Source organism: Shewanella sp. (assembly GCF_013214165.1).
In the GTDB taxonomy this organism is placed as follows: Bacteria; Pseudomonadota; Gammaproteobacteria; order Enterobacterales; family Shewanellaceae; genus Shewanella.
In genome coordinates, this window is record NZ_JABSSM010000056.1 from 1 (window position 1) to 21361 (window position 21361).

At 48.3% G+C, this 21361-nt stretch carries 18 protein-coding genes and 1 other RNA gene; 11 read left to right on the forward strand and 8 right to left on the reverse strand.

Annotation, left to right across the window (positions count from 1 at the left end):
* Nucleotides 1–639 precede the first annotated feature (639 nt).
* The 7 genes from HRU42_RS14985 to HRU42_RS15015 all read left to right on the forward strand — a co-directional run bounded on the left by HRU42_RS14985 (nt 640) and on the right by HRU42_RS15015 (nt 9146).
* Nucleotides 640–1902, forward strand: a complete 1263-nt coding sequence (locus HRU42_RS14985) for an efflux RND transporter periplasmic adaptor subunit (RefSeq protein ID WP_295032145.1) — start codon at nt 640–642, stop codon at nt 1900–1902.
* 10 nt (nt 1903–1912) lie between these two features.
* Nucleotides 1913–2308: a hypothetical protein gene (locus tag HRU42_RS14990; protein WP_295032124.1), complete on the forward strand. Its 396-nt coding sequence runs from the start codon at nt 1913–1915 to the stop codon at nt 2306–2308.
* 169 nt (nt 2309–2477) lie between these two features.
* Nucleotides 2478–3284: an ABC transporter ATP-binding protein gene (locus tag HRU42_RS14995; protein WP_295032125.1), complete on the forward strand. Its 807-nt coding sequence runs from the start codon at nt 2478–2480 to the stop codon at nt 3282–3284.
* 11 nt (nt 3285–3295) lie between these two features.
* On the forward strand, nt 3296–4597 hold the full coding sequence (locus tag HRU42_RS15000; protein ID WP_295032126.1) for an ABC transporter permease: 1302 nt from the start codon (nt 3296–3298) through the stop codon (nt 4595–4597).
* A gap of 33 nt (nt 4598–4630) precedes the next feature.
* Nucleotides 4631–5842 carry an FtsX-like permease family protein gene (locus HRU42_RS15005; RefSeq protein WP_295032127.1) on the forward strand — a complete coding sequence of 404 codons (1212 nt, stop codon included), beginning with the start codon at nt 4631–4633 and terminating at the stop codon, nt 5840–5842.
* Nucleotides 5843–6151: 309 nt separating this feature from the next.
* Complete coding sequence (locus HRU42_RS15010) at nt 6152–7654, forward strand: sigma-54 dependent transcriptional regulator (RefSeq protein ID WP_295032128.1); 1503 nt, start codon at nt 6152–6154, stop codon at nt 7652–7654.
* Nucleotides 7655–7760: 106 nt separating this feature from the next.
* Entirely contained in the window at nt 7761–9146 is a 1386-nt protein-coding gene (locus HRU42_RS15015) for a PAS domain-containing sensor histidine kinase (protein ID WP_367227190.1), read from the forward strand.
* Between the two features lie 1387 nt (nt 9147–10533).
* Here HRU42_RS15015 and ccoG read toward each other — a convergent pair.
* Nucleotides 10534–12030, reverse strand: coding sequence for a cytochrome c oxidase accessory protein CcoG (gene ccoG, locus HRU42_RS15020; RefSeq protein WP_295032130.1), 1497 nt, complete (start codon nt 12028–12030; stop codon nt 10534–10536).
* A 364-nt stretch (nt 12031–12394) separates the two neighbouring features.
* Nucleotides 12395–13864 carry a sigma 54-interacting transcriptional regulator gene (locus HRU42_RS15025; RefSeq protein ID WP_295032131.1) on the reverse strand — a complete coding sequence of 490 codons (1470 nt, stop codon included), beginning with the start codon at nt 13862–13864 and terminating at the stop codon, nt 12395–12397.
* A 390-nt stretch (nt 13865–14254) separates the two neighbouring features.
* On the opposite strand from HRU42_RS15025, the gene HRU42_RS15030 reads away from it, so the two are divergent.
* Nucleotides 14255–14869: a LysE family translocator gene (locus HRU42_RS15030; protein ID WP_295032132.1), complete on the forward strand. Its 615-nt coding sequence runs from the start codon at nt 14255–14257 to the stop codon at nt 14867–14869.
* Nucleotides 14870–14913: 44 nt separating this feature from the next.
* Here the strand turns inward: HRU42_RS15030 and HRU42_RS15035 are convergent, their stop codons facing one another.
* Together HRU42_RS15035 and HRU42_RS15040 are read right to left on the reverse strand one after the other, a co-directional pair.
* A complete protein-coding gene (locus HRU42_RS15035) occupies nt 14914–15249 on the reverse strand; it encodes a DUF3144 domain-containing protein (RefSeq protein WP_295032133.1) in 336 nt (111 codons plus the stop codon).
* A gap of 136 nt (nt 15250–15385) precedes the next feature.
* On the reverse strand, nt 15386–15640 hold the full coding sequence (locus tag HRU42_RS15040; RefSeq protein ID WP_295032134.1) for a type II secretion system protein: 255 nt from the start codon (nt 15638–15640) through the stop codon (nt 15386–15388).
* Nucleotides 15641–15989: 349 nt separating this feature from the next.
* On the opposite strand from HRU42_RS15040, the gene ung reads away from it, so the two are divergent.
* Complete coding sequence (gene ung, locus HRU42_RS15045) at nt 15990–16658, forward strand: uracil-DNA glycosylase (RefSeq protein ID WP_295032135.1); 669 nt, start codon at nt 15990–15992, stop codon at nt 16656–16658.
* Nucleotides 16659–16672: 14 nt separating this feature from the next.
* Here the strand turns inward: ung and HRU42_RS15050 are convergent, their stop codons facing one another.
* The 4 genes from HRU42_RS15050 to HRU42_RS15065 all read right to left on the reverse strand — a co-directional run bounded on the left by HRU42_RS15050 (nt 16673) and on the right by HRU42_RS15065 (nt 19111).
* Entirely contained in the window at nt 16673–17161 is a 489-nt protein-coding gene (locus HRU42_RS15050; protein WP_295032136.1) for a copper resistance protein NlpE, read from the reverse strand.
* Nucleotides 17162–17430: 269 nt separating this feature from the next.
* Complete coding sequence (locus HRU42_RS15055) at nt 17431–18066, reverse strand: 5-formyltetrahydrofolate cyclo-ligase (RefSeq protein WP_295032137.1); 636 nt, start codon at nt 18064–18066, stop codon at nt 17431–17433.
* 412 nt (nt 18067–18478) lie between these two features.
* Nucleotides 18479–18659, reverse strand: a non-coding RNA gene (gene ssrS / locus HRU42_RS15060) — 6S RNA.
* Nucleotides 18660–18802: 143 nt separating this feature from the next.
* Entirely contained in the window at nt 18803–19111 is a 309-nt protein-coding gene (locus HRU42_RS15065) for a cell division protein ZapA (RefSeq protein WP_295032138.1), read from the reverse strand.
* A gap of 280 nt (nt 19112–19391) precedes the next feature.
* On the opposite strand from HRU42_RS15065, the gene HRU42_RS15070 reads away from it, so the two are divergent.
* On the forward strand, nt 19392–19967 hold the full coding sequence (locus HRU42_RS15070; RefSeq protein WP_295032139.1) for a UPF0149 family protein: 576 nt from the start codon (nt 19392–19394) through the stop codon (nt 19965–19967).
* Nucleotides 19968–20042: 75 nt separating this feature from the next.
* A complete protein-coding gene (gene ubiH / locus HRU42_RS15075) occupies nt 20043–21329 on the forward strand; it encodes a 2-octaprenyl-6-methoxyphenyl hydroxylase (RefSeq protein ID WP_295032140.1) in 1287 nt (428 codons plus the stop codon).
* Nucleotides 21330–21361: the final 32 nt, after the last annotated feature.

Below are 21361 nucleotides of genomic sequence, written 5' to 3' on the forward strand. Positions count from 1 at the left end.
TGCGCCGTGATGGTATTCAATGGGGCTTTCACTTCGGCCATGATGTCGGCTATGGATCTCAACATAGATTTATTCCTCTTCTCTCACTGTGGTTTTGCTAGGCTGGCTTATGGCTTAGCCAGATCCTGAAGTTCTGTTTTAATATCAAAATTTTTCATCGTGACGTACTTGGGATCTGGGCTCACCTCCAGAGTTAGCTGGGGTGATCATGATGCCGAATATCAAACTGATGGCCAAGGGTACGTGAGAAAACTCTAATGGACAATTGGCAAGCTTGCAATCAAATGATTAGAAAAATGCGATGGATCCCTCGATGTGCTTAGTAATGACTGGAGGAGTGGCTGCGATGAGTCACTTAACACACGTTAATGGGCAAGATTGTGTGTGTCCGCTAATGAATCGGACACAATTAATGCCCATTTGAGTAAACGATCGGACACATGTAGCTCAATTGAACACATAATCGGACACCTCATTCATGTGTCCGCGGACACTTTTAGTGTTCGCTTGCCTATTTTTATCTATTAAGTCATTGAATATTAAGTGACGTAAATTTCTGGCGCACTTCTTGTATATATCATCGCAAGATTGATTAATTGCAAAATAGTGATACAGCACTCACAAGCGGACAGGGATATGATGATTCAGGATACCAGCGGACAAGACACAGAGATTCAGCCAAACATGGGCAAGAAGTTGCGCTGGCCCTTAGTGGCCGCAGCGGCAGTGCTTCTGGTTTCTGGATTAGTGTGGTCCAGTGTTGGCGGCAGTCAGGTGAGCGAGTCGATTAAACGCAGTGAGCTTAGATTTGCCACCTTAGCGCGAGGCACACTCACTCGTGACATTGCTACCAGCGGTAAGATAGTCGCGGCTAACGCGCCCATCCTCTACAGCACAGACCAAGGCATTGTGACCTTGTTGGCAAACCCCGGTGACAGAGTCGAATTGGGTGATGTGGTGGCCACCATCGAGAGTCACAAATTGACCAACAGCCTTAAACAACAAGAGGCCTTGCTAGAAGGCATGCAGAGCGCATTAGAGAGAGCCCGTCTCGATGCCCGCCGTGAGCAACTCAAGGCGCAGCAAACCTTAGACATGGCCAAGGTTGATCTGGGAGCGGCGGACCGAGAGAGTCGCCGCGGTGATGAGCTAATCCAAAATAAACTCATCTCTAAAATTGATTTCGAGAAGGGCAAGGATGACTTGTATAAAGCCAAGTTGTTGTCCGCCCATGCGAAGCAGGAAGCCGAGCTGATGCGCGACACTCAGACCTTCGAGATAAAGAACAAGGCGTCAGAAGTTAATCGTCAGCAGCTAGTGGTCAGCGAGCTGGAACGTCAGGTCGGCGCACTAAATATTAAGGCTACCGTGGGCGGTATCATAGGCAACTGGCTCACGGAGCAAAAAGCCCGTATCGGTCAGAGTCAACCCATACTCACAGTCGTAGATTTGAGTGCCTTCGAGGCCGAGCTAGCAGTACCTGAGTCCTATGCCGACGAGTTAGGACTCGGCATGGCGGTGGAACTGAGTTTTGGCGACCTGACTCTGGTTGGCGAGCTGTCGTCTATCTCACCCGAGGTGAGAAATCGTGAGGTCACCGCTCGTGTCAGGTTTGAGCAAGACGATCGTCTGCATTTGCGTCAGAACCAGCGTCTGTCGGCTAGGGTGCTATTAGAAAACAGACCTAATGTCTTGATGGTGAAGCGCGGTGCATTTGTCTCAACCGGTGGCGGCAGAGAAGTCTATGCCATGAATGGCGATATCGCAGAGCAAACAGATATTCAGTTGGGGGCCCGCAGCATGAGTCATATAGAAGTATTGCAAGGCGGCAAGGCGGGGGATGTCTGGGTGATTTCCAGTATCCAGCCATTCAACAAAGCCGAGCAAGTGTTAGTACGCTAAGGAGAGCAAGATGAATAAATTAATTGAGCATAGTCATTTACCAAGAGCACTCAGCGGGAATAGATTCTTAGCAGCCTTAAACATACAGAGAGTGATCACGGTATCGGCATTATTGCTGCTACTGGTCGCCGTTCAGGTATCGACTCAGAGCATCGGCGACTGGTATGTCTTTGGCCTTAAGGTGTTAGAGATGACGGTGCCTGTTACGCCGGTATTCAATGAAGTTACAAATGTCACTACAGGCCTACATATAGGCACTGGCTTAGTTTCTGGCTCAGTTTCTACTTTAGTCACAGGGTTAAGTGATGGGGTCACTGCTGGCATAGAGGCTATGAACATCTTGGCCGATATCGCTATTTTCACGCAGAAATACGTCATGGGCATTATCGAGTGCGCCTTGGATTAACGCCCTAGGACCAGCTTAAGCCGGGAGAACCAATATTACTCGGAGCATCGCAGCATCGCAGCATCGCGACATCGCGACATCGCGACATTTCAGCATCGCGACATCGCGACTAAAGCCGCTCCTACAAAAAGTTATAACGAATTAAACGATAAAAACAGGGAATATTGACATGTTATCGATGAAAAGCATCAGTAAGGTATTTAAAACGGATTTAATAGAGACCCATGCACTGCGAGATTTTAATCTCGAAGTCAGCGAGGGTGAATTTGTGGCGGTCACAGGACCATCGGGCTCAGGCAAGACCACCTTCCTCAATATTGCCGGTCTGCTGGAAGGCTTCACTCACGGTGACTACTTCCTCGATGGCGTCAATATCTCCAACTTGAGCGATAACAAGAGTGCCGCGATTCGTAACCAGAAAATAGGCTTTATCTTCCAAGGCTTTAACTTAATTCCCGACCTTAACCTGGCTGAAAATATCGAGGTGCCACTGCGCTATCGTGGTTTCAACGCTAAAGAACGTCAGCGCCGTGTGCAACATGCATTAGAGCAGGTGGGCCTAGCGGCACGCATGAAGCATCTGCCATCACAACTGTCTGGTGGTCAGCAGCAGCGAGTGGCGATTGCCCGCGCCTTGGCTGGAGAGCCAAGATTCCTGCTTGCCGATGAGCCGACGGGGAACTTAGACAGCATGATGGCGCGTCAAGTGATGGAGCTGTTGGAAGATATCAATAAGGCCGGCACGACTATCATCATGGTGACTCATGATCCTGAGCTTGCGCGCCGAGCTCAGCGTAATATTCAGATTGTCGATGGCCAAGTCTGTGATTTTACCATGTATCAAGGCGAAGGGTATCAAGGAGGAGGGCATCAAGGCGGCGCAGGCAGCGAAAAGCCACATCGGGTTGCAGGCTCGCCTTCTGGTACAGACAAGAGTCGCTATGATTCAAAGCAGACGCAACGAGTGGCGAGTTAAGGAGAGTGACCATGTTTTTCTATTATCTCGATCTAGCCTGGCGCAGCATAAAGAAGACGCCTCTGTTGTCATTGTTGATGGTACTCGCCATCTCTGTTGGCATCAGCATCACCATCACGACGCTCAACGTTTATCAACTCATGTCTGTCAATCCAGCGGGAGAGCGTTCAGATAAGTTAATGGCAGTCCAGCTCTGGAGTCAGGGCAAGGATGCCTGGAAGGAGTTTAATGACCAAATAACCTATCAGGATGCATTTAATTTACGTAAGAGTGATCTGCCGGTGCGTCAAACGGCTATGTTCGTTACCGGTTTAGCGATACAAACAGAAGATGCTGATTTTTCTCCTCTGCTAGAGACTGTACGGGTGACCGATAGCGATTTCTTCGGGATGTTTTCTGTGCCTTTTCTCTATGGTGGCGCCTGGGACAAGCGTGTCGATAGCCAGGCCGCTTATCAGGTGGTGATCAACCAAGACATTAATAAACAGTTATTCTCGGGGGAAGACAGCGTCGGCAAGACCCTGTTCTTAGACAGCAAGCCTTATCAGGTGGTTGGAGTGATTAAGACCTGGAACCCCAGTCCTCAATATTACGATGTGACCACGGGGGCATTCAAAGATAGCACTCAGCTGTTTATCCCTTTCTCTCTGGCGCCTATCGAAGAGTTTCAGAGTTGGGGCAATAATCAAAGCTGGAAGCGAGAATCTATAGATACCTATAGTGATCGCCTTAATTCAGAGATGCATTGGATACAGTTTTGGGCCGAGGTGAGCGACGATAAACAGCGAGATGAATATGCCCAGTGGTTGACGGGTTATGTAGAGCAGCAACAGCTCTTGGGTCGGTTCGACAGCCCTGAGGCGGGTGCTCAGCTTTCGAATGTTGCTCAGTGGCTGGACCTTAACGAAGTGGTTCCCGAAGACAATAAGATATTGGTCGGTCTCAGTGCGCTGTTTTTGCTGGTCTGTCTGGTGAACATGTTGGGCTTGTTACTGGCTAAATTTTTGAAACGAGCTCCGGAAGTCGGGGTTCGCCGTGCCATAGGCGCGAGCCGTAAGCAGATATTTGCTCAGCATATGGTCGAAGTGGGCTTAATTGGCTTCTGTGGTGGTGTCTTGGGCTTAATCTGGGCATGGATGTCATTGTCTATGCTGTCGGCTCGTTTCGATCTGGAAGAGTCGCTGACTCACCTAGATCCGAGCATGTGGATAATCGCACCGGCTATTGCCATCTGCGCCGCCTTACTTGCCGGTATTTATCCGGCCTGGCGCATCTGCTCTACCAATCCAAGCGTGCATCTTAAGAGTCAGTAAGCCTGCGGGTGAAATCAGTACAAGGAATTCTACATGTTACACATTAAACCCATCATCAATACCTTGATGCGCAGCAAGAGTGGCCCGATCTTATTGCTGATCCAGATCATTCTTTCCGTGGCGATTGTGGCCAATGCCAGCTTTATCATCAGCGAGCGGCTCGCCTTGATGGATCGCGACTCGGGAACGGCCGAGGAGCAGGTGTTCAACTTTCGCCTCTATGCCTTCGATTCTAGTATCGACATTGAGTCTCAGACTCAGCGTGACATGCGCGCCATTCGTGAATTGCCAGGGGTGATAGATGCTACCACGACCAGCATGATGCCCCTGAGCGGCGGAGGCTGGTCATCCGGTTATACCATAGGCAGCAGTGAGGCAGCGGCTAAGGATACCGAGAGTGCCGCCATCTACTATGGCGATGAGCATATGATAAACACCTTAGGTGTGGATCTGATCGAGGGACGCAACTTCCATGAGACCGAGATCCTCAGCGGCAACCCGGATCTGGCGACTCATGCCATAGTGTCTAAGGCGTTTGCCAAGGAGACTTGGGGAGATGAGTCTGCCATTGGTCAGATCATGTATGCGGGAGACTGGGGAAATAATCCGCTGCAGATCATCGGCGTGGTGGATAAGCTCCAGGGTGCCTGGGTCAACAGCTCATTTCTGGATAACAGTGTGATATTGAATGTGAGACTGGTTAACGTGTTCACTAAGGTCTTAGTCCGCGCCGAGGTGGGCACCTTAGCCCTGCTCAAACAGGCCATTCCTGCCCTGCTACATAAAGATCAACCCAATCGGGTTATCGACGGCTTTACCCTGATCAGCGAGCATCGTAAGAGGGTGTATCGTAATCATGAGTTGATGGCGGCGGTGCTGTCGATGATGGTGATTTTACTGCTACTCATCACTTCCTTAGGCCTGGCCGGCATGGTGATGTTTAATATCGAGCGACGCACCAAGCAGATAGGTACTCGGCGGGCTTTGGGCGCTAAGCGCAGGGATATATTGATCCTGTTCTTAGTGGAGAACTACATCATCTGTATCGTGGGCGGCATCATAGGTGGGCTGGTGGCGGTACAACTGGGTCAGCAGCTGATGACCTTATATAGCCTGCCCAAGCTTGAGCTTATTTACCCGATAATGACGGTGGCTGGCTTGATGGTGCTCACCACCATAGCGGTGATCTTACCGGCGAGAAAGGCGGCGAGTATCTCGCCAGCCATAGCGACTCGCAGCGTATAGCGGTCATCTTAGCGGCGAAAAAAGCAGTTAATATACCGCCAGCCATAGCGACCCGCAGCGTATAGCGGTCATCTTAGCGGTGAGAAAAGCAGTTAATATACCGCCAGCCATAGCGACTCGCAGCGTATAGTCTGTATCTTGTTCTAGAGTCGATTTAGGTTCGGGAAGTGCTGAAATGAGCGGGAGAGGATTTGCCTTTAATGCTGTTTCGCTTTAAGTTAGTTTGAAGCTAACTTTCTGAGTTTAAGCGCTGGCCGCAAATGACGTTAAACGTAATTTTCAACTAACTAGAAGAACGATAAAACAAGTATGGATACGATTCTCATCGTCGATGATAATCAGGCCGTGTGTGATGCATTGGCACTGATGTTGCAACTCCACGGGTATAAGACCCACACCTGTTTATCCCCGGACGTGGCGCTGGAATTGGTTAAAATCCATGATATTGCCCTAGTGATCCAAGATATGAACTTCAGCCAGGACACCACCTCGGGTGAGGAAGGAAAATCACTCTTCTATGATCTGCGTCGCTTGCAGCCTCAACTCCCCATTGTGTTGATCACCGCCTGGACTCAGCTGGATATCGCGGTTGAATTGGTCAAGGAGGGGGCGGCGGATTACATGGGTAAGCCTTGGGACGATGCCAAGCTAGTCAACAGTGTGAGCAATCTGATTTCATTGCATACCCTGTCCCGGGAAAATAGCCAGTTACAGCGTGTCGACAATCAACGTATGGTGGCCATCAAGGATGCAGATCTGTGTGGCATCGTGTTCGCGAGTGGTTCGATGCAGCGCAGTGTCGACCTTGCCCTGCAGATCGCACGTTCTGATGTGTCTGTGTTAATCACAGGTCCCAATGGCGCGGGCAAAGATAAGCTGGCCGATATCATTCATGCTAACTCTCCCCTGAAGAATAAACCCTTCATCAAGGTGAATATCGGCGCCTTACCCATGGATCTGCTGGAGGCCGAGCTATTCGGCGCTGAAGCCGGCGCGTTTACCGGCGCCAATAAGACCCGCATAGGTCGTTTCGAGGCGGCCGATGGCGGCACACTCTTCTTAGACGAGATTGGTAACTTGTCCTTGTCGGGGCAGATTAAACTGTTGCGGGTGCTGCAAACTGGTGAGTTTGAACGCCTGGGCAGTCATCAGACCCGCAAGGCCAAGGTGCGCGTGCTCAGCGCCACCAATGCCGAGCTCGCAGTCGACATTCGCGAGGGACGTTTCCGTGAAGATCTCTTCTATCGTCTCAATGTTATCGAGCTGGAGCTGTCTCCCCTCAATCAACGCCAGGATGATATTCTGCCCCTAGTCAGCCACTTTATCGGCCCGGATTTTCGCCTCAATAAACAGACTCAAGGGGCCCTGCTAACCCACACTTGGCCCGGCAATGTCAGGGAGCTGGAAAATGCCTGCAAGCGCGCGGTGATCTTAGCACCATCTAAGATACTGACCGCAGCCGATTTCGGTCTGGTCGCTGAGTTGCTAACATCTGAGCCACTTGCGACTGAGCCGGAGCATGATATTCGTGGCGGTGGTATGCGTGAGCCAGCCCAAGAAAAAACTGTGTCAGACCCCGCACTTAAGCCTGAGCCAGCAATTGAGCCGACATCCGCAACGCCAAGGGGACAAGATTCGGCTAATATCAGTGCCAACACGCGTGCCGGCGCTAGCATTAGCGTTATCGACAAGGCGAGCATACAAGCCGAGTTAGACAAGCATCACGGCGTCATCGCCCGCGTGGCCAAATCACTGGGACTCAGCAGGCAGGCCCTGTATCGCCGCATGGAAAAGTTTGGTATCGACAAGTAGTCGTCGGGAGTCGACTATGTCTGGATTACGGATTACGGATTACGGATTACGGATTACGGATTACGGATGAGGCGATGAATAATGGAATTTACTATGTATAGTTATTATGGATAATTTTGCAATGACGCTGAGATCTAAGTTAATTATGGGTTCCGTGTTAGCCTGCTTATTGGGCCTAGTCTCGGCAGGTTTACTGTTTAACTGGCTGGGTGAGGACTATCTGCTGTTGGTAGCCTTGTTGTCACTGGTGCTGGTGTGGGCGGTAAGTCATCACATGACCCGTAGTCTGGCGGACAGCTTGATGGCGCTGGAGGTGGGCCTGCTCAACTTCAAGGATAATGATTTTAGCATCAGCATCCCGGTCAAAGGCGATAAGCAACTGCGCGCCCTGGCTCAGTTATTCAATGAATCAGCACATACCCTGAGGCGAGAACGGCAATTCATCTATCAGCGTGAGTTGTTACTCGATAAGGTGATCCAAAGCTCCCCCAATGTGATGATACTGCTCGATGATGCACAGAGGGTGATTTACGCCAATGACGCCGCTCGGCACCTGTTCAATCAAGGCGTACCCATAGAAGGCTTGAGTCTGAATGAGCTGCTCGAAGGCAGTTGCCCCGAACTCATCACTGCGCTAAATAATCCCAAAGATGGCCTGTTTACCCTGGCAGCCAAGGAGCTACTTGGCGCAGAAAACCAAGGTGAAACCAGCGATGAGGCCATGAATGAGGATGAGATCTGGCATCTGTCCCGGGGACGTTTCAAGCTCAATGGCCAGTTGCATCATCTGCTCTTACTGAAACAGATGACTCACGAGCTTAATCGGCAAGAGGTGGCGGTGTGGAAGAAGGTGATCCGCATCATAAGCCATGAGCTCAATAACTCGGTGGCCCCGATAGCGTCAATGGTCAACTCGGGCCGCATGATCACCAAAAGTCTCAATGATCCCAAACTCAAGATGATCTTCGACACCATAGATGACCGCACCCAACACCTGAGCCAGTTTATCTTCAATTATGCCAGATTCGCTAAGCTGCCTTTGCCTAATAAATCTATGGTTAATTGGCTGAAGCTGACCGCTCATTTGAGCCATCATTATAAGTTCACCTTGGATGGCGACTTACCCGAGGGCGATGGCTACTTCGACCTAATTCAGATGGAGCAGGTGCTACTGAACCTGTTGAAAAATGCCCACGAGTCGGGCTCTGCTGTCGATAAGATCACCATGAGCATCACCGAGGCCAAGCCCAGTCATGGCATTGCTGGTTCGAGTGGCAATAAGGGCTTCTTCATTAGCATCTGTGATGCAGGCAGCGGCATGTCATCGGAGGTGCTTAAGCAGGCATTATTGCCTTTTTACTCCACCAAACAATCGGGTACCGGACTGGGCTTGCCCCTGTGCCGAGAGATATTAGAGGCACACGATGGCCGTATCAGCCTGCATAATCGGCAAGACGTTGGGCTCTGTGTGAAGCTTTGGTTACCCCAATAAATTAGCAGCTTCGAATGAAGCTGGATGACATTTTTGTTGTGGTTTCATTTGGCCGGTTGGTGTTGAGTAGTGTGTTTGAGTTTCGTAGTTTCAATTTTATCTATCACCTGCGGTGGGCTTATGTGCAGATACTTCTGCGAGACGCTGTGAAGCCGTCCCTGGCCGCTCTGCGGTTTCATCCCTGAAACCGAAGCTCGCAGCCGTATCTACACCGGGTTATTTTTCTCTTCGATTTGGCTTCATTGCTAATGATCTATAACTCACTTTTACCCCAAAATAAGCTAGCCTTCGAATGAAGGCTTAATACATTTTGTGTTCATTTGGCTGCTTTGTTCTTGAGTAGTAGTTTGAAGGTTACTCCTTCATTGTAACCTACCGCCTTGCGGGCGAGGATTGTGCACTCTTTATTTTGAGAAGGTTCTACGAGTCGCCGCAAGCACTCTGACCTCCTGGGGCCAATGATACCCCCGGTATCATTATGGCATTCCCTACATCCTTGTAGGTCAAGGAGGAAATGCCGAAAATGTAGGGTACATTTTCGGCCTTGTTTTGGAAGCTCGCAGCCGCATTTACACCTGCTGATGTACAAGATAAGTTGTCGCTTCGATTTTAGAGTGTGTTTTATTACTAATTTGAGAGGTTTAATCATGACTGGCACCATGCATTCGCTACGTTGAACTTGAGGGAAGTTAACGTATCAAAAATTTTATGGGTGTCCATTTATCACGGTTGCATCAAACTCATCGTCTTGATGCTTTAAATTAAATAAATCATCGACTTATATGTCATTCAGCACTCACGTTGTCAGCACTGGTATGTGGTCAATGGCTTCATTTTTATGATGGGTGGCTCGATAAATGGCAGCTCGATAAATGGCAGAGCCCACAGGGATGACTCTTATGAAATCAACAGCCGGCGCCTCGTAGAAGTGTTTACACATGAGAGGTCACTCATTCACATCTGACCCATAGGGATGTGGGAATTGTCTTGAGATGTCTGGAACATACAAGACCTTGCACTGCACCTGCTGCAAGCAATAAACACCAATGAAGCTATGGCATTCATAAAGCTAACCAAACAACAAAATCCGTCCAATGAACCCACAACAGAGACTTCAGCAACTTGTTATCCGACAAGAGAAAATCGAGACTGGTATTGTTAATTGATGGATAAAGAGTCACCGATTAAGCTTTAGATATTGGTTGATATAGGAGGTGACTATGCCCCGTCGACGAGATACTCAAATTAGTAGTGAAGTTTCTATTTAAGCAAAAAGTTTATTCTACCTTTGCTGCCGTCGCCGATTTTACAGGGGGATTTCATGAACACCCGCTAGCCAGTTGGGCCAGCGGGTGATTTTTATAGCCAGTTTAGGCTTAATTAGTTTTTATGGGGTGAAGAAATTAGAGTCCTGGGATACCTGGTTGCTGGGATCTTGGGTATCTATGAGTTGAAATACGATCTTAGCCATTCCGGCTTTCATCTTATGAGCACCAGAAGTGCCCTGGTCTATGGCTTGGTTAGTCTGGCTATATACAGTGAGAGGGTAGCTAAGCTGCTCACCGGCTTTAACCTTGAGCTCTACGCTTCCCAGCAGGCTGTAGGGTCTGTCGCCTGAGAGAGACAGACGATAGTGTTTTTCGCTTTGGGTCTTGTTGCGTACCTTGAGGGTGTAACTGTTTTCTATTTTATCATCCAGAGTCTCACGATATAGGCTTTGTCTGTCTCTAATGACGTTGAGTTGAATATTTTTTTTCAGGTAAATATCCATACAAATCACCGAAAACATTATTATGGTGGCGATACCATAGCCTAAAAATTTAAGTGAAGTCAGCGGCTTGTTTTTCAGACCCTTGAGATGATTTTCGCTACGATAGCCGATGAGATTGTGTGCATAGCCAAACTTGTCCATGGTCTGAGTACAGGCATCGACACAGGCGCCGCAGTTGATGCACTGATATTGCAGGCCGTTACGTATGTCGATTCCCGTGGGACAGACATCGACACACAAGTTACAGTCGACACAGTCACCCAGGTCGGTGGCTTGTTTACGCTTTCTCGGTCCACGGGACTCACCACGATTTTGGTCATAGGCTACTGTGATCGTATTGGCGTCAAACATGGCAGATTGAAATCTGGCATAGGGGCATAAGTGCAGGCATACCATCTCTCGCATCCAGGCGGCGTTGATGTAGGTACAGATAGCAAAAAACCATACCCAGGCAGTGAGTGTAGGGCTGGCACTGAAGCTCAATATCTGTGGATAGACGTTGGTGGCTGGGACAAAGTAAGCGATAAAACCACAGCCTGTCAGCAGGCCTATCAGCCCCCAAAGAAGATGCTTGCTGGTGCGTTTGATTATCTTGTCCCGGGTCCAGGGACTATTGTCCAGAATTCGGCGCTTATTGTGGTTGCCCTCGATACGCTTCTCTATCCAGACAAAGATGAATGACCAGGCGGTTTGTGGGCAGAGGTATCCACACCAGACCCGCCCAAGAAAGGCGGTGATAAAAAATAACAGAAATGCCGCCGTGATAAATATCCAGGCCAGAAGGGTAAAGTCCTGTGGCCAGAGTGTAGTACCGAAGAAATAAAACTGTTGTTCATTGAGATCGAATAAGACGGCTTGTCGGCCTTGGTACTGAATCAAGGGCAGCAGAAAGAAAGTGGCGATAAGTAGGCTATTTAGGCTGGTTCTCAGTCGTTGGAAATATCCTTTCTGTTCCCTGATATGGATCTTACTATTGACTGGTTTCGAGCTAACTGGGATCTGTTTTATGGCAATAGTTTGACTGGTATTATCCGCAGCAGGAGATATTTGCACTTCGGCTCCAGCCTTTAGCGATATTGGATTGATAGACGGTGAATGGATCTTGTTTTTCATGTTTGGTTCCGACAACTTACTCTCACATAAAGTACTTCAGCTATCGCAAGAATAAGGCCAGAATTAGAAGTGTTTAACTAGTTGATAATTAGTTGTTTAAATTTTTAGGGGGATTTTTAGGTCACGACATATCACGTTATCGTGATATGTCGTGTAAAGAGGTCAGTTTGTTTACTGGGATTTTGATGCCAAGCCCTAATGTGCCGGGTTTACTGCGCACGTATTATGTTGAGTTTTTTCATACGGGATCTCAAGGTATTTTGATGCCAAGCCCTAATGTGCCGGGTTTACTGCGCACGTATTATGTTGAGTTTTTTCATACGGGATCCAAGGTATTTCGATGCCAAGCGCTAATGTGCCGAGTTTACTGCGCACGTATTATGTTGAGTTTTTTCATACGGGATCTCAAGGTACTTGGAGGCAAGCCCAGTATGGCGGCGGCGCCTCTGGGGCCTGAGATGCGCCAGTTAAGTTGTTGCAGTGTCTGTCTGATATGTTCGGCTTCGACTTGATCTAAAGTTTTACCATATTTAACAAGATTTTCGGGCTCTTGGGTGCTTATCTTAGGGATCTGCAGTATGGGGCTATGGCTCAGAATACTGAATCGCTCGAGTACGTTCTGTAACTCCCTGACATTACCCGGCCAAGAGTAGGCCAGCAGGTTTTTGAGTCCCTGTTTACTGACGCCTTTGATTTTTTTGCCAAGTTTTCTATTCAAGTCCGTGACGATATCGCTGATTAACTGGGGAATGTCGTCTGGGCGCTCTCTCAGAGGGGGGACCTTGATGGGAAAGACATTGAGACGATAATAGAGATCCATCCTGAATAAGCCAGACTCTACACGCTTGAGCAGATCATGGTGTGTGGCTGCGACCAGCCTGATGTCTATCTTGATGCTTGTACTGCTGCCGACCCGTTCAAATTCATGTTCTTGTATGACTCTGAGTAACTTAGATTGCGCCTCCAGGCTCAATTCGGCGACTTCATCGAGAAATAGAGTACCATTATTCGCGAGTTCGAAACGGCCCTTGCGACGGCTAGTGGCTCCAGTGAAAGCGCCCTTCTCATGACCGAACAGCTCACTCTCAAGCAGTGAAGTTGAAAATGAGGCGCAATTAACACTCACCATAGGTTTATCGCTGCGATCACTGAGTCTATGCAGGTTGCGTGCTACGAGTTCCTTACCGGTGCCATTTTCACCACAGATAAGTACGGTACTCTTGGTATTGGCGACCAGTTTTATTTGCTGGATCATCTGTTGAATGAGCTGGCTCTCTCCAGATATGCCCACATCTCCAGTTCGGTCGGCCAGCTCGGCTAGCAGATAGTGATTCTCATTGGTGAGTTTCTCCGACAGGGCCTGAACTTGCTCTAAGGCCTGCCTTAAAGAGTCTTCGGTTTGCTTCTGAATACTTATGTCACGAAATATCGCGACCACACCGACGAGTTCGCCATCTTTATAGACTGGGGTAGAGGTGTAGTGAACCGGAAAGCTGCTGCCGTCTTTTCGCCAGAACACATCCTGACTCGTCTCTCGGGCAATACCATCATGTAAAGTATTGAAAATAGGGCAATCTTCTTTGGGGTAGTGACTGCCATCGGCATGGCTATGGTGATGGCATTCATGAATATTCCGTCCCAACAGCTCCTCATTCAACCAGCCTGTCATTCTCTCGGCAGCAGGGTTAATGAACACGGCATTGCCCTTAAGATCGAATCCGTAGATGCCTTCCCCCACCGCATTGAGCAGGAGTTTATTTTCCGGTAAAAAATCGGCATGACTATCGATACTGAGCTGAGTTGAACTGGATGTTTTATCGCCATATTTAGTCATATTTAAACCATTGTATTTTTTAAAATAAAAATGCACGATATATCGTCAGTGTCATTATAGAACGATTAGCATGACGATGGCTATGTGGGAGCTTTCTTCTCTACCCGGAAAGGTTTTCGACTCAGTGCCAGCTTGGATTGAGTTTTACTCGCAGCGGATAAACTTTGTAAGCTGTTTGACTGACTCAAACTTAAATAGCCCGAGCGTGTGTAGCTCATGTGGTAGGCTCAAGCGTGTGCAGCTCAATCGGTCATTTTAGTCCAGCACCTTAAGCTCAACACCTTAAGCTCAGCATTAAGCTTACGAATAACAATAATAAAGAAAAAATGATAAAACAAAGGGCTAATATGCAAAGATCGCGGTGAAAAATTTAATGATTAAGGAAATAGCATGAGTCTTACTGCTTGGCTGAGTTTAGTGGCCATCTGTTGTTTAGGTGCCATGTCGCCGGGCCCGAGTCTGGCCATGGTGGTCAGGCACACCTTAGGTGGCGGCAGGGGCAAGGGGATTATCTGCGCCTGGGCTCACTCTATCGGCATAGGTGTCTATGCCTTGGTGACCCTGTTAGGTCTGGCCGTGATGCTTAAGAAAGCGCCCATGGTGTTTAATGGCATCGCCATCACCGGTGCCTTATATCTTGCCTGGATGGGTATTCAAGCACTGAGATCCAAGGGGGGCATGTCAGATAAACTCGCGGCAGGGAAATCGAGCGATGCATTCACGGCTGCCAGAGATGGCCTGACTATCTCTTTGTTTAACCCTAAAATTTTACTCTTCTTTCTGGCGTTATTCAGTCAATTTGTCATGGCTGCCGATAGTCTGTGGGGCAAGTCATTGATCATATTTACGCCGCTAATTATCGACGGCCTCTGGTATACGATTATCGCCATGGTGCTTTCCCATAAGTCTGTGCTGCCCAAGCTCAGAGAGAAGGCGGCACTGATAGATAAGCTATCGGGAGTCGTACTGATCTTATTAGCCGTGCGGGTGCTAGTGACGATTTAGGAGGATTAGTTCCCAGGCTCTAAAACCTAGGAACGAGGAACTTTTTATTTGGTAAATATCTGCACGGCACCATCTTTAGCTGTCGCAGGCGCTTTAGGCTCTTGTTCCTTAGAAAGCGGAGGATTGTTGATATGATCATCCAGATTATCGGTGAGCATCTCTTTATATTCTTTAGTGAACCACTCGAGTGCATTGGCTTTTTCTGCAGCTAAATCGGCTGACTTTAATGCCGCTTCGAAGGCATTGAAGCGAGACGCTGCGAAACGTAATGCGGTACCGACTTTACTCACATCTTGTTCTGTAGTGTTTATCTCGTTGGCAAGGGCAATGAATTGATCGGCTAATTGAAAGATAGTGGTCTCTTTTTTTGCTTCTGACATGGTGCTCTCACTCTCGAATAAGAAGTTAATATGAATTTAATAAGCATAAATCGTAATTTTAGTGGCCGAATACTAACGTAAATGAGCCATTAATAAAGCTCTCTTATCATCTATATGAGATCTGGGGCATGATCCGCTAGGTGCTTTTATGTAAGATTTGCTTTAGCTGCGATCTTCTGTAGGCTTCATCTCTCTGGGCTATATCTTTTGAGGTAGAAACACTGACTACAGCTTTTGAGGTAGAAACACTGACTACAGCTTTTGAGGTAGAAACGCTGGGAGCATCTTGCTTGATATTGATAAATTTTGGCAATGCGATAGTGGCCAACATAGCCTGGATGATGACCATCACGACAAGTTCGACCAGAGTATAGCCTGCATCTTTTTTCATCGTGCTTACTCGCCCTGCTTATTTATTTGACAGAGTATATTTTTAGCTGAGTGCAGTGACTCGCGACGGGTCATCTTCTTGGTGTATCTATCGCTAACGACGGCAATTTAACTGCTTGGGTCCGAATCGATAACCACACTAGCGTCGAGTGAGTTATAAGTGATACTGATACTGATACTGGTATTGACTGAATCATCTCTGGTGTGGATCTTGTGGGAGAAGGGGAGCATTTTTTTAATATAAACCGTATATTATTCGCCTTTCTTACTGTAACACTTTTATTCATCTTGAATTGCGACTTAAGACTGACCTTTTTGAGTGGCATACGCACTACTGTTATGAGGAAACTATGACTGTCCACTGCAATTGGAACACCTTTATTGAAGCCGAGAAACGCTTAGATTATTACCAGAAACTTCAAGAATTTGTTCAGGGTGAACGCAATACTGGTAAGGCCATATTTCCCCCTCAGGAAGAGGTGTTCACCGCATTCGAGAAGACGCCTTTAGATAAGGTGAGAGTGGTGATTATTGGGCAAGACCCTTACCACGGGCCTGAACAAGCCCACGGCCTGTGTTTTTCGGTTAAGCATGGGGTAAAAATACCGCCTTCTTTGGTGAACATGTATAAGGAATTACTGACTGATATTGCTGGTTTCAAAACACCCGAACATGGGCATCTCTCCAGTTGGGCCGAACAGGGAGTATTGATGCTCAACACAGTATTGACTGTTGAGCAGGGTAAGGCGCACTCCCATGCCAAATCGGGTTGGGAAACCTTTACCACCCATGCGCTCAAGCAGCTAAACGAGCAAGAAAGGCTCATCGTATTCATTCTCTGGGGAGCCCATGCGATCAAGAAGGGTAAGGTGATCACATCCGATCATCACCATATTCTATCAGGCCCACATCCTTCACCACTATCCGCATACCGTGGCTTCTTCGGCTGCCAACATTTCTCCAAGACCAATGCGCTGCTAACATCACTCGGTGCCAAGCCGATCGATTGGCAGGTATAGATAGTAGGACTGGCTTAATCTTGTTGCTGTTGTAAATGTGATGATTGCTTAGCTAAACGATAGAGCTCGGCTAATGAACCTGTGATGCGATTGCCTTGCATATCCAGCATCAACAGCTGATTTTCACCTAGCTGATATTGCTTGGGGTCATCTTTTCTACTGGCATCACCCATCAGGCTAATCGTGTTGCCTTCCCTGTTCCACTTAAATGAACCCGCTTCGGTAACTATTTTTTTAGCCTCATTCTCGTCATCTAGGTAGCGAGTCACTAATACATAGGTATTATCCAGTTTCAGAGTGAGAGTGGTGTCTATACCTGAGCAACTTGCGCAGGGGGTCACACCTGAATAGGTACCGTTCCAGTCCAATGAAGTTCGGCTGGTATCACCTACTGGTAGAGTTTGTTGCGTTTGTTGCACATTATCTTGTGTTGGCGTCTCTTGCTCAGAGCAAGCGCTAAGGGTAAGAACGAGTAGAGATACGGCGATGATTGGTAGTTTCATCATAATCCTTATGAGCTTTTGAAAAAGTGCAGCCGCCAAGGTTAGCATAATAAACCTGCAAGTTAGTCCCTCGCATCAGTCTTTTGGATTATAGTGTGAGCCAGCTCTGTATGGGCATAACGCCTAAATAATCGCAGGGTAACTGGCCTGTTACTCGCTAATTATAGGTGAAACTTGACGCCAGCGTTCGGCCCATCTTGAAGCTACACGGCCTCAGACTAGTGCCTATTGGGTATAAGAGTTAAAAGAACAGCCCAGAAACTAGGCATCTATGATCTAGCGTCAAAAGTCAGGACTTGCGTCGGCGTCACCAGCATAGGCAGAGGCACATCCCAGTGTTCACATGGCAGGCTGTCGACCTGTTGGCAATCATGAGCAAAACCGATAGGAAAGGGCTTTCCTCGAGTCGTCCAGTTAGCTAAGGTCCTGTCATAAAAGCCGCCGCCCATGCCCATACGATTACCCGATAAATCGAAGGCCACCAGAGGCGTCACCACAACATCTAATCGGTGCGGCAATATCATCTGAGTGACATCCAGCTTAGGCTCCCATATGTTCAATGAGTTCCGCATCAGGAGTGTCGAGGGCGTGTAAGCGAGAAAGAGAAGGTTGCCTTTGCTAAAAGGATGAAGCCGTGGCAAGTAAAGCCGAATATCCAGTTCCCACAAGGCGTCAATCAAGACACGAGTATCCAACTCACCGTCATTGGTGAGATAAAGCGCCACATGTTTTGCCTCTAGCTTAATGATTTCAGCCAGCATCAAGTGCGCCGAGCTGGCAGCAAAATCTTGTTGCTCACTATCGCTAATGCTGCGGCGGGCGCTGCGAACCTGAGTCCGGATCTGAGTGCGAGTCGATTTACCGCTCGCCGGTGCAGCTCGGCTAGATGAGAATTCTTGTTTCAATGTAGGCTCCACTCATATAATAGGGATCCAGTGTACCGCCGAGACTCCTATCTATTCAAGGACAAGGATGCTGTAGACATCTTTCCCGGCTGAAGCCAGTCCTACAACGATGGTTTTTGATTGTCATCTTTCCCGGCTGAAGCCGGTCCTACAATTCACAAGCATGCCGGAATGACGGCACATTCAGGCACAAAAAAACCACAACCCTTGAGTTGTGGTTTTTTTGTTGCTCGAATCTCGCGATTCGTAGCTAGGTCCTAGTTCCTAGAACCTTCTTTATTAAATTGCTCCCCCAAATACCCTTGCCGCCACGATGTTTATAAAGAGTCCCTTGAACCGTGGTTTTCAGACATAAAAAAACCATCATTTTTCAGTGATGGTTCTCTTATTTCAACTTTACGTCGAATGTAAATTGCTCCCCAAAATACCGTTGCCGGCGTAGCCCTTGAACCGTAGGTTCAAGGCGGATAAATGATTAACTCCTAAGGCTTCTCGGTACGAGCCGAGCCTGCTCAATGTCATCAAAGCATTCATCCTGGGTATGTAAATATCGGCACAGGGACATTGCCGACTGACGCGTATACCAGGGAGCAAAACTGGTTATCCGAAACGCTTACCTTCATCTGCTATTGCGATGAGAAGCCATTCGGATGTAAATCTGGGTACTGACTCATTCTGACTAGCGAGTACTTATCTTACGAGTAAAAGAAAAAAATATCGATTAACTTCGTACAGTTTAATCTTCTTTTACCGAACGCTCAACGAGTGCGTTCTCTAAAGTTGCCTGCAGCAGACCGATTTTTTCATCCATCTGCTTATTATAATCTTGATTCTTTTGCTGTTCTTCCAGCAACTCATAACCCGTATTTAATGCAGCCATGATGGCTATCTCTTCGCGACTCAGACTGTTAGTCCGTGTTTTAAGCGAAATTAACTGCATTTCGAGCTGCTGCGCCACGTGCTGCAAGGCTTTCTCTTGTCCTTGCGGGCAAGCGATGGAGTATGTACGGCCTAGCAAGCTAATTTCTATAGCATGGCTACTCATGTGGCGAAGGGTCCTGATTATTGTCTCTTGAGCGGACTATATCGGTCTAAATGCTAAAGTGCAACATGAGTAAGCGCTAAGGTGAGCCATTTTGGATTAAATGTTGTTTAGATAGGCAAGCTTGGGTGATTTATAAACATTTAGTCGTATTTTGAAGCGACGAGTTCCTAGGTCCTAGAACCTAGGAACCAGGGCCTAGGAATTCGCACCTTGTTTAATTTGGCCGAGCGTCTCACTTCTGCTAGCATGGACTGAGTATTTTCAGCCTGTGGAAACAGTTATGGCAACCCCTCCTTCTCTACGTATAGATAATTTATTAGCAGCCTTAGAAGCAGCCGAAATTGGCCAGACACCGGTCGAAGTTCATGGTGCCCTAGTGGGGATTATTTGTGGTGGTGTAGAGCTGTCGAAAGATACCTGGTGTAAACTTCTGCTTGAGCTGATGAATGATGGTCAGCCTCTGCCAGAACCACTGCACCTGCTGATCGAAGAGCTTTACCAAGACACCTTGACTAGAGTCTCGGATATCGAATTTGGCTTCTCGCCCATGCTGCCGGAAGAGGAAGAGCCTCTTACTAAGCGTGTCGAGGCCCTGTCGCTATGGGTACAGAGTTTCTTAACCGGTATTGCCATGGTACAGCCTAAGATCGACAAGGCTTCCGCCGACTTACAAGAAGTCATCAAGGATCTGGCGGATATTGCCTTGGTCGAGTTCGATGTGGCCGAAGATGAGGAGTCAGAATCGGCCTATATGGAGCTGATGGAGTTTGCCAAGGTGGCGGCGCTACTCTGCTATTCTGAGTTTGGCCCAGATTTGACTGATCCAAATCAAAAAGAAGCCAACGTATTCCATTAAACTCGTGCCGATCTCATTATTGTATCTAGACTTGCCGCGATTCATATTTTAGTTGCGGCAAATTAGAGAAGACCAATGACAGCTGATATAGAAATAAACAGCAATACCCTAAGCTCCCATGCTCCGCAAACTCAGGACGCTAAACAGGTCGATGTTGCCATTGTCGGCGGCGCTATGGCCGGTGCAACCTTAGCCTTAGGCTTAAAGACGTTGAGCGAGGAGTTAAACAGACCCCTAAAGATCGCCCTCATAGAGGCACATAAACCTGGCAGTGAACACCCAGGTTTCGATGCGCGATCCATCGCCATCGCCCATGGCTCTATCTTCGAGCTTAAACGCCTCGGGCTCTGGTCTAAGCTTGCCCATCTTGGCACGCCCATCGAGAACATACATATCTCAGACCGAGGACACTTTGGCATGACAGAGCTCAACGCCGAAGACTTTCATCTGCAGAACCTAGGTCAGGTTGTTGAGCTCGAGCGGGTCGGTCAGTTGCTGTTTAAGCTGCTTGAAGCCAGTGATATCCAGCTCCATTGCCCCGAAACACTGGCCAATGTAGAGGCACAAACCGATTGTCAGCTGCTCACGCTCAATGATGGCACTCAGATCAAGACGGCCTTGCTGGTGGCCGCCGACGGAGTAAACTCCCAAGTCAGGCAAGCCTTCAACTTACCCATAGAGCAGGTGGACTTCGAACAGGTGGCACTGGTTGCTAATGTCGAGACCGATAAATCCCACGATAATTGGGCCTTCGAGCGCTTCACCAGCACAGGTCCATTAGCCGTCTTGCCTATGGCGCCGCTCAAGGGCAATCCGCGAGTGTCCCTAGTGTGGGCACTTAGCCCCGGTGACGCCAAACGTTTACAGTCGGCTCCCCAAGACGAGTTTTTAGCTGAGCTGCAGCAGGCCTTTGGTTTTCGCGCCGGGCGATTTACTCAGGTGGGTGAGCGTTTCTGCTATCCCTTGTTAATGTCACACATGCCCAGACCCATCTATCACAGAACCGTGTTTATCGGTAATGCGGCGCAGACTCTGCATCCCATTGCCGGTCAAGGTTTTAACTTAGGCCTGCGGGACTTAGTCAGCTTGCTTGACGTGATAAAGCAGAGCTTACTCGAAGAAGCCTCAAGCGCAGAGAGGGCGGATCTTGGCTCAGCCAAGTTGACCCACACTTATCTTAAGAGCCGCGAGAAAGATAGAAACAGCACCATGACCAATATCGAATTCCTGGTGCGCGGATTTTCTAATGACCACTGGCCATTAGTGGTCGGGCGTAGCCTGGGCTTAAGGCTACTCTCTTGGCTGCCACCACTGAAAGTGCCGGTAGCCAGAACCGCCATGGGTTGGAAGTCGGTAAGCTAACGTATATAAAAAGACTGGCATCAGATTTTGAA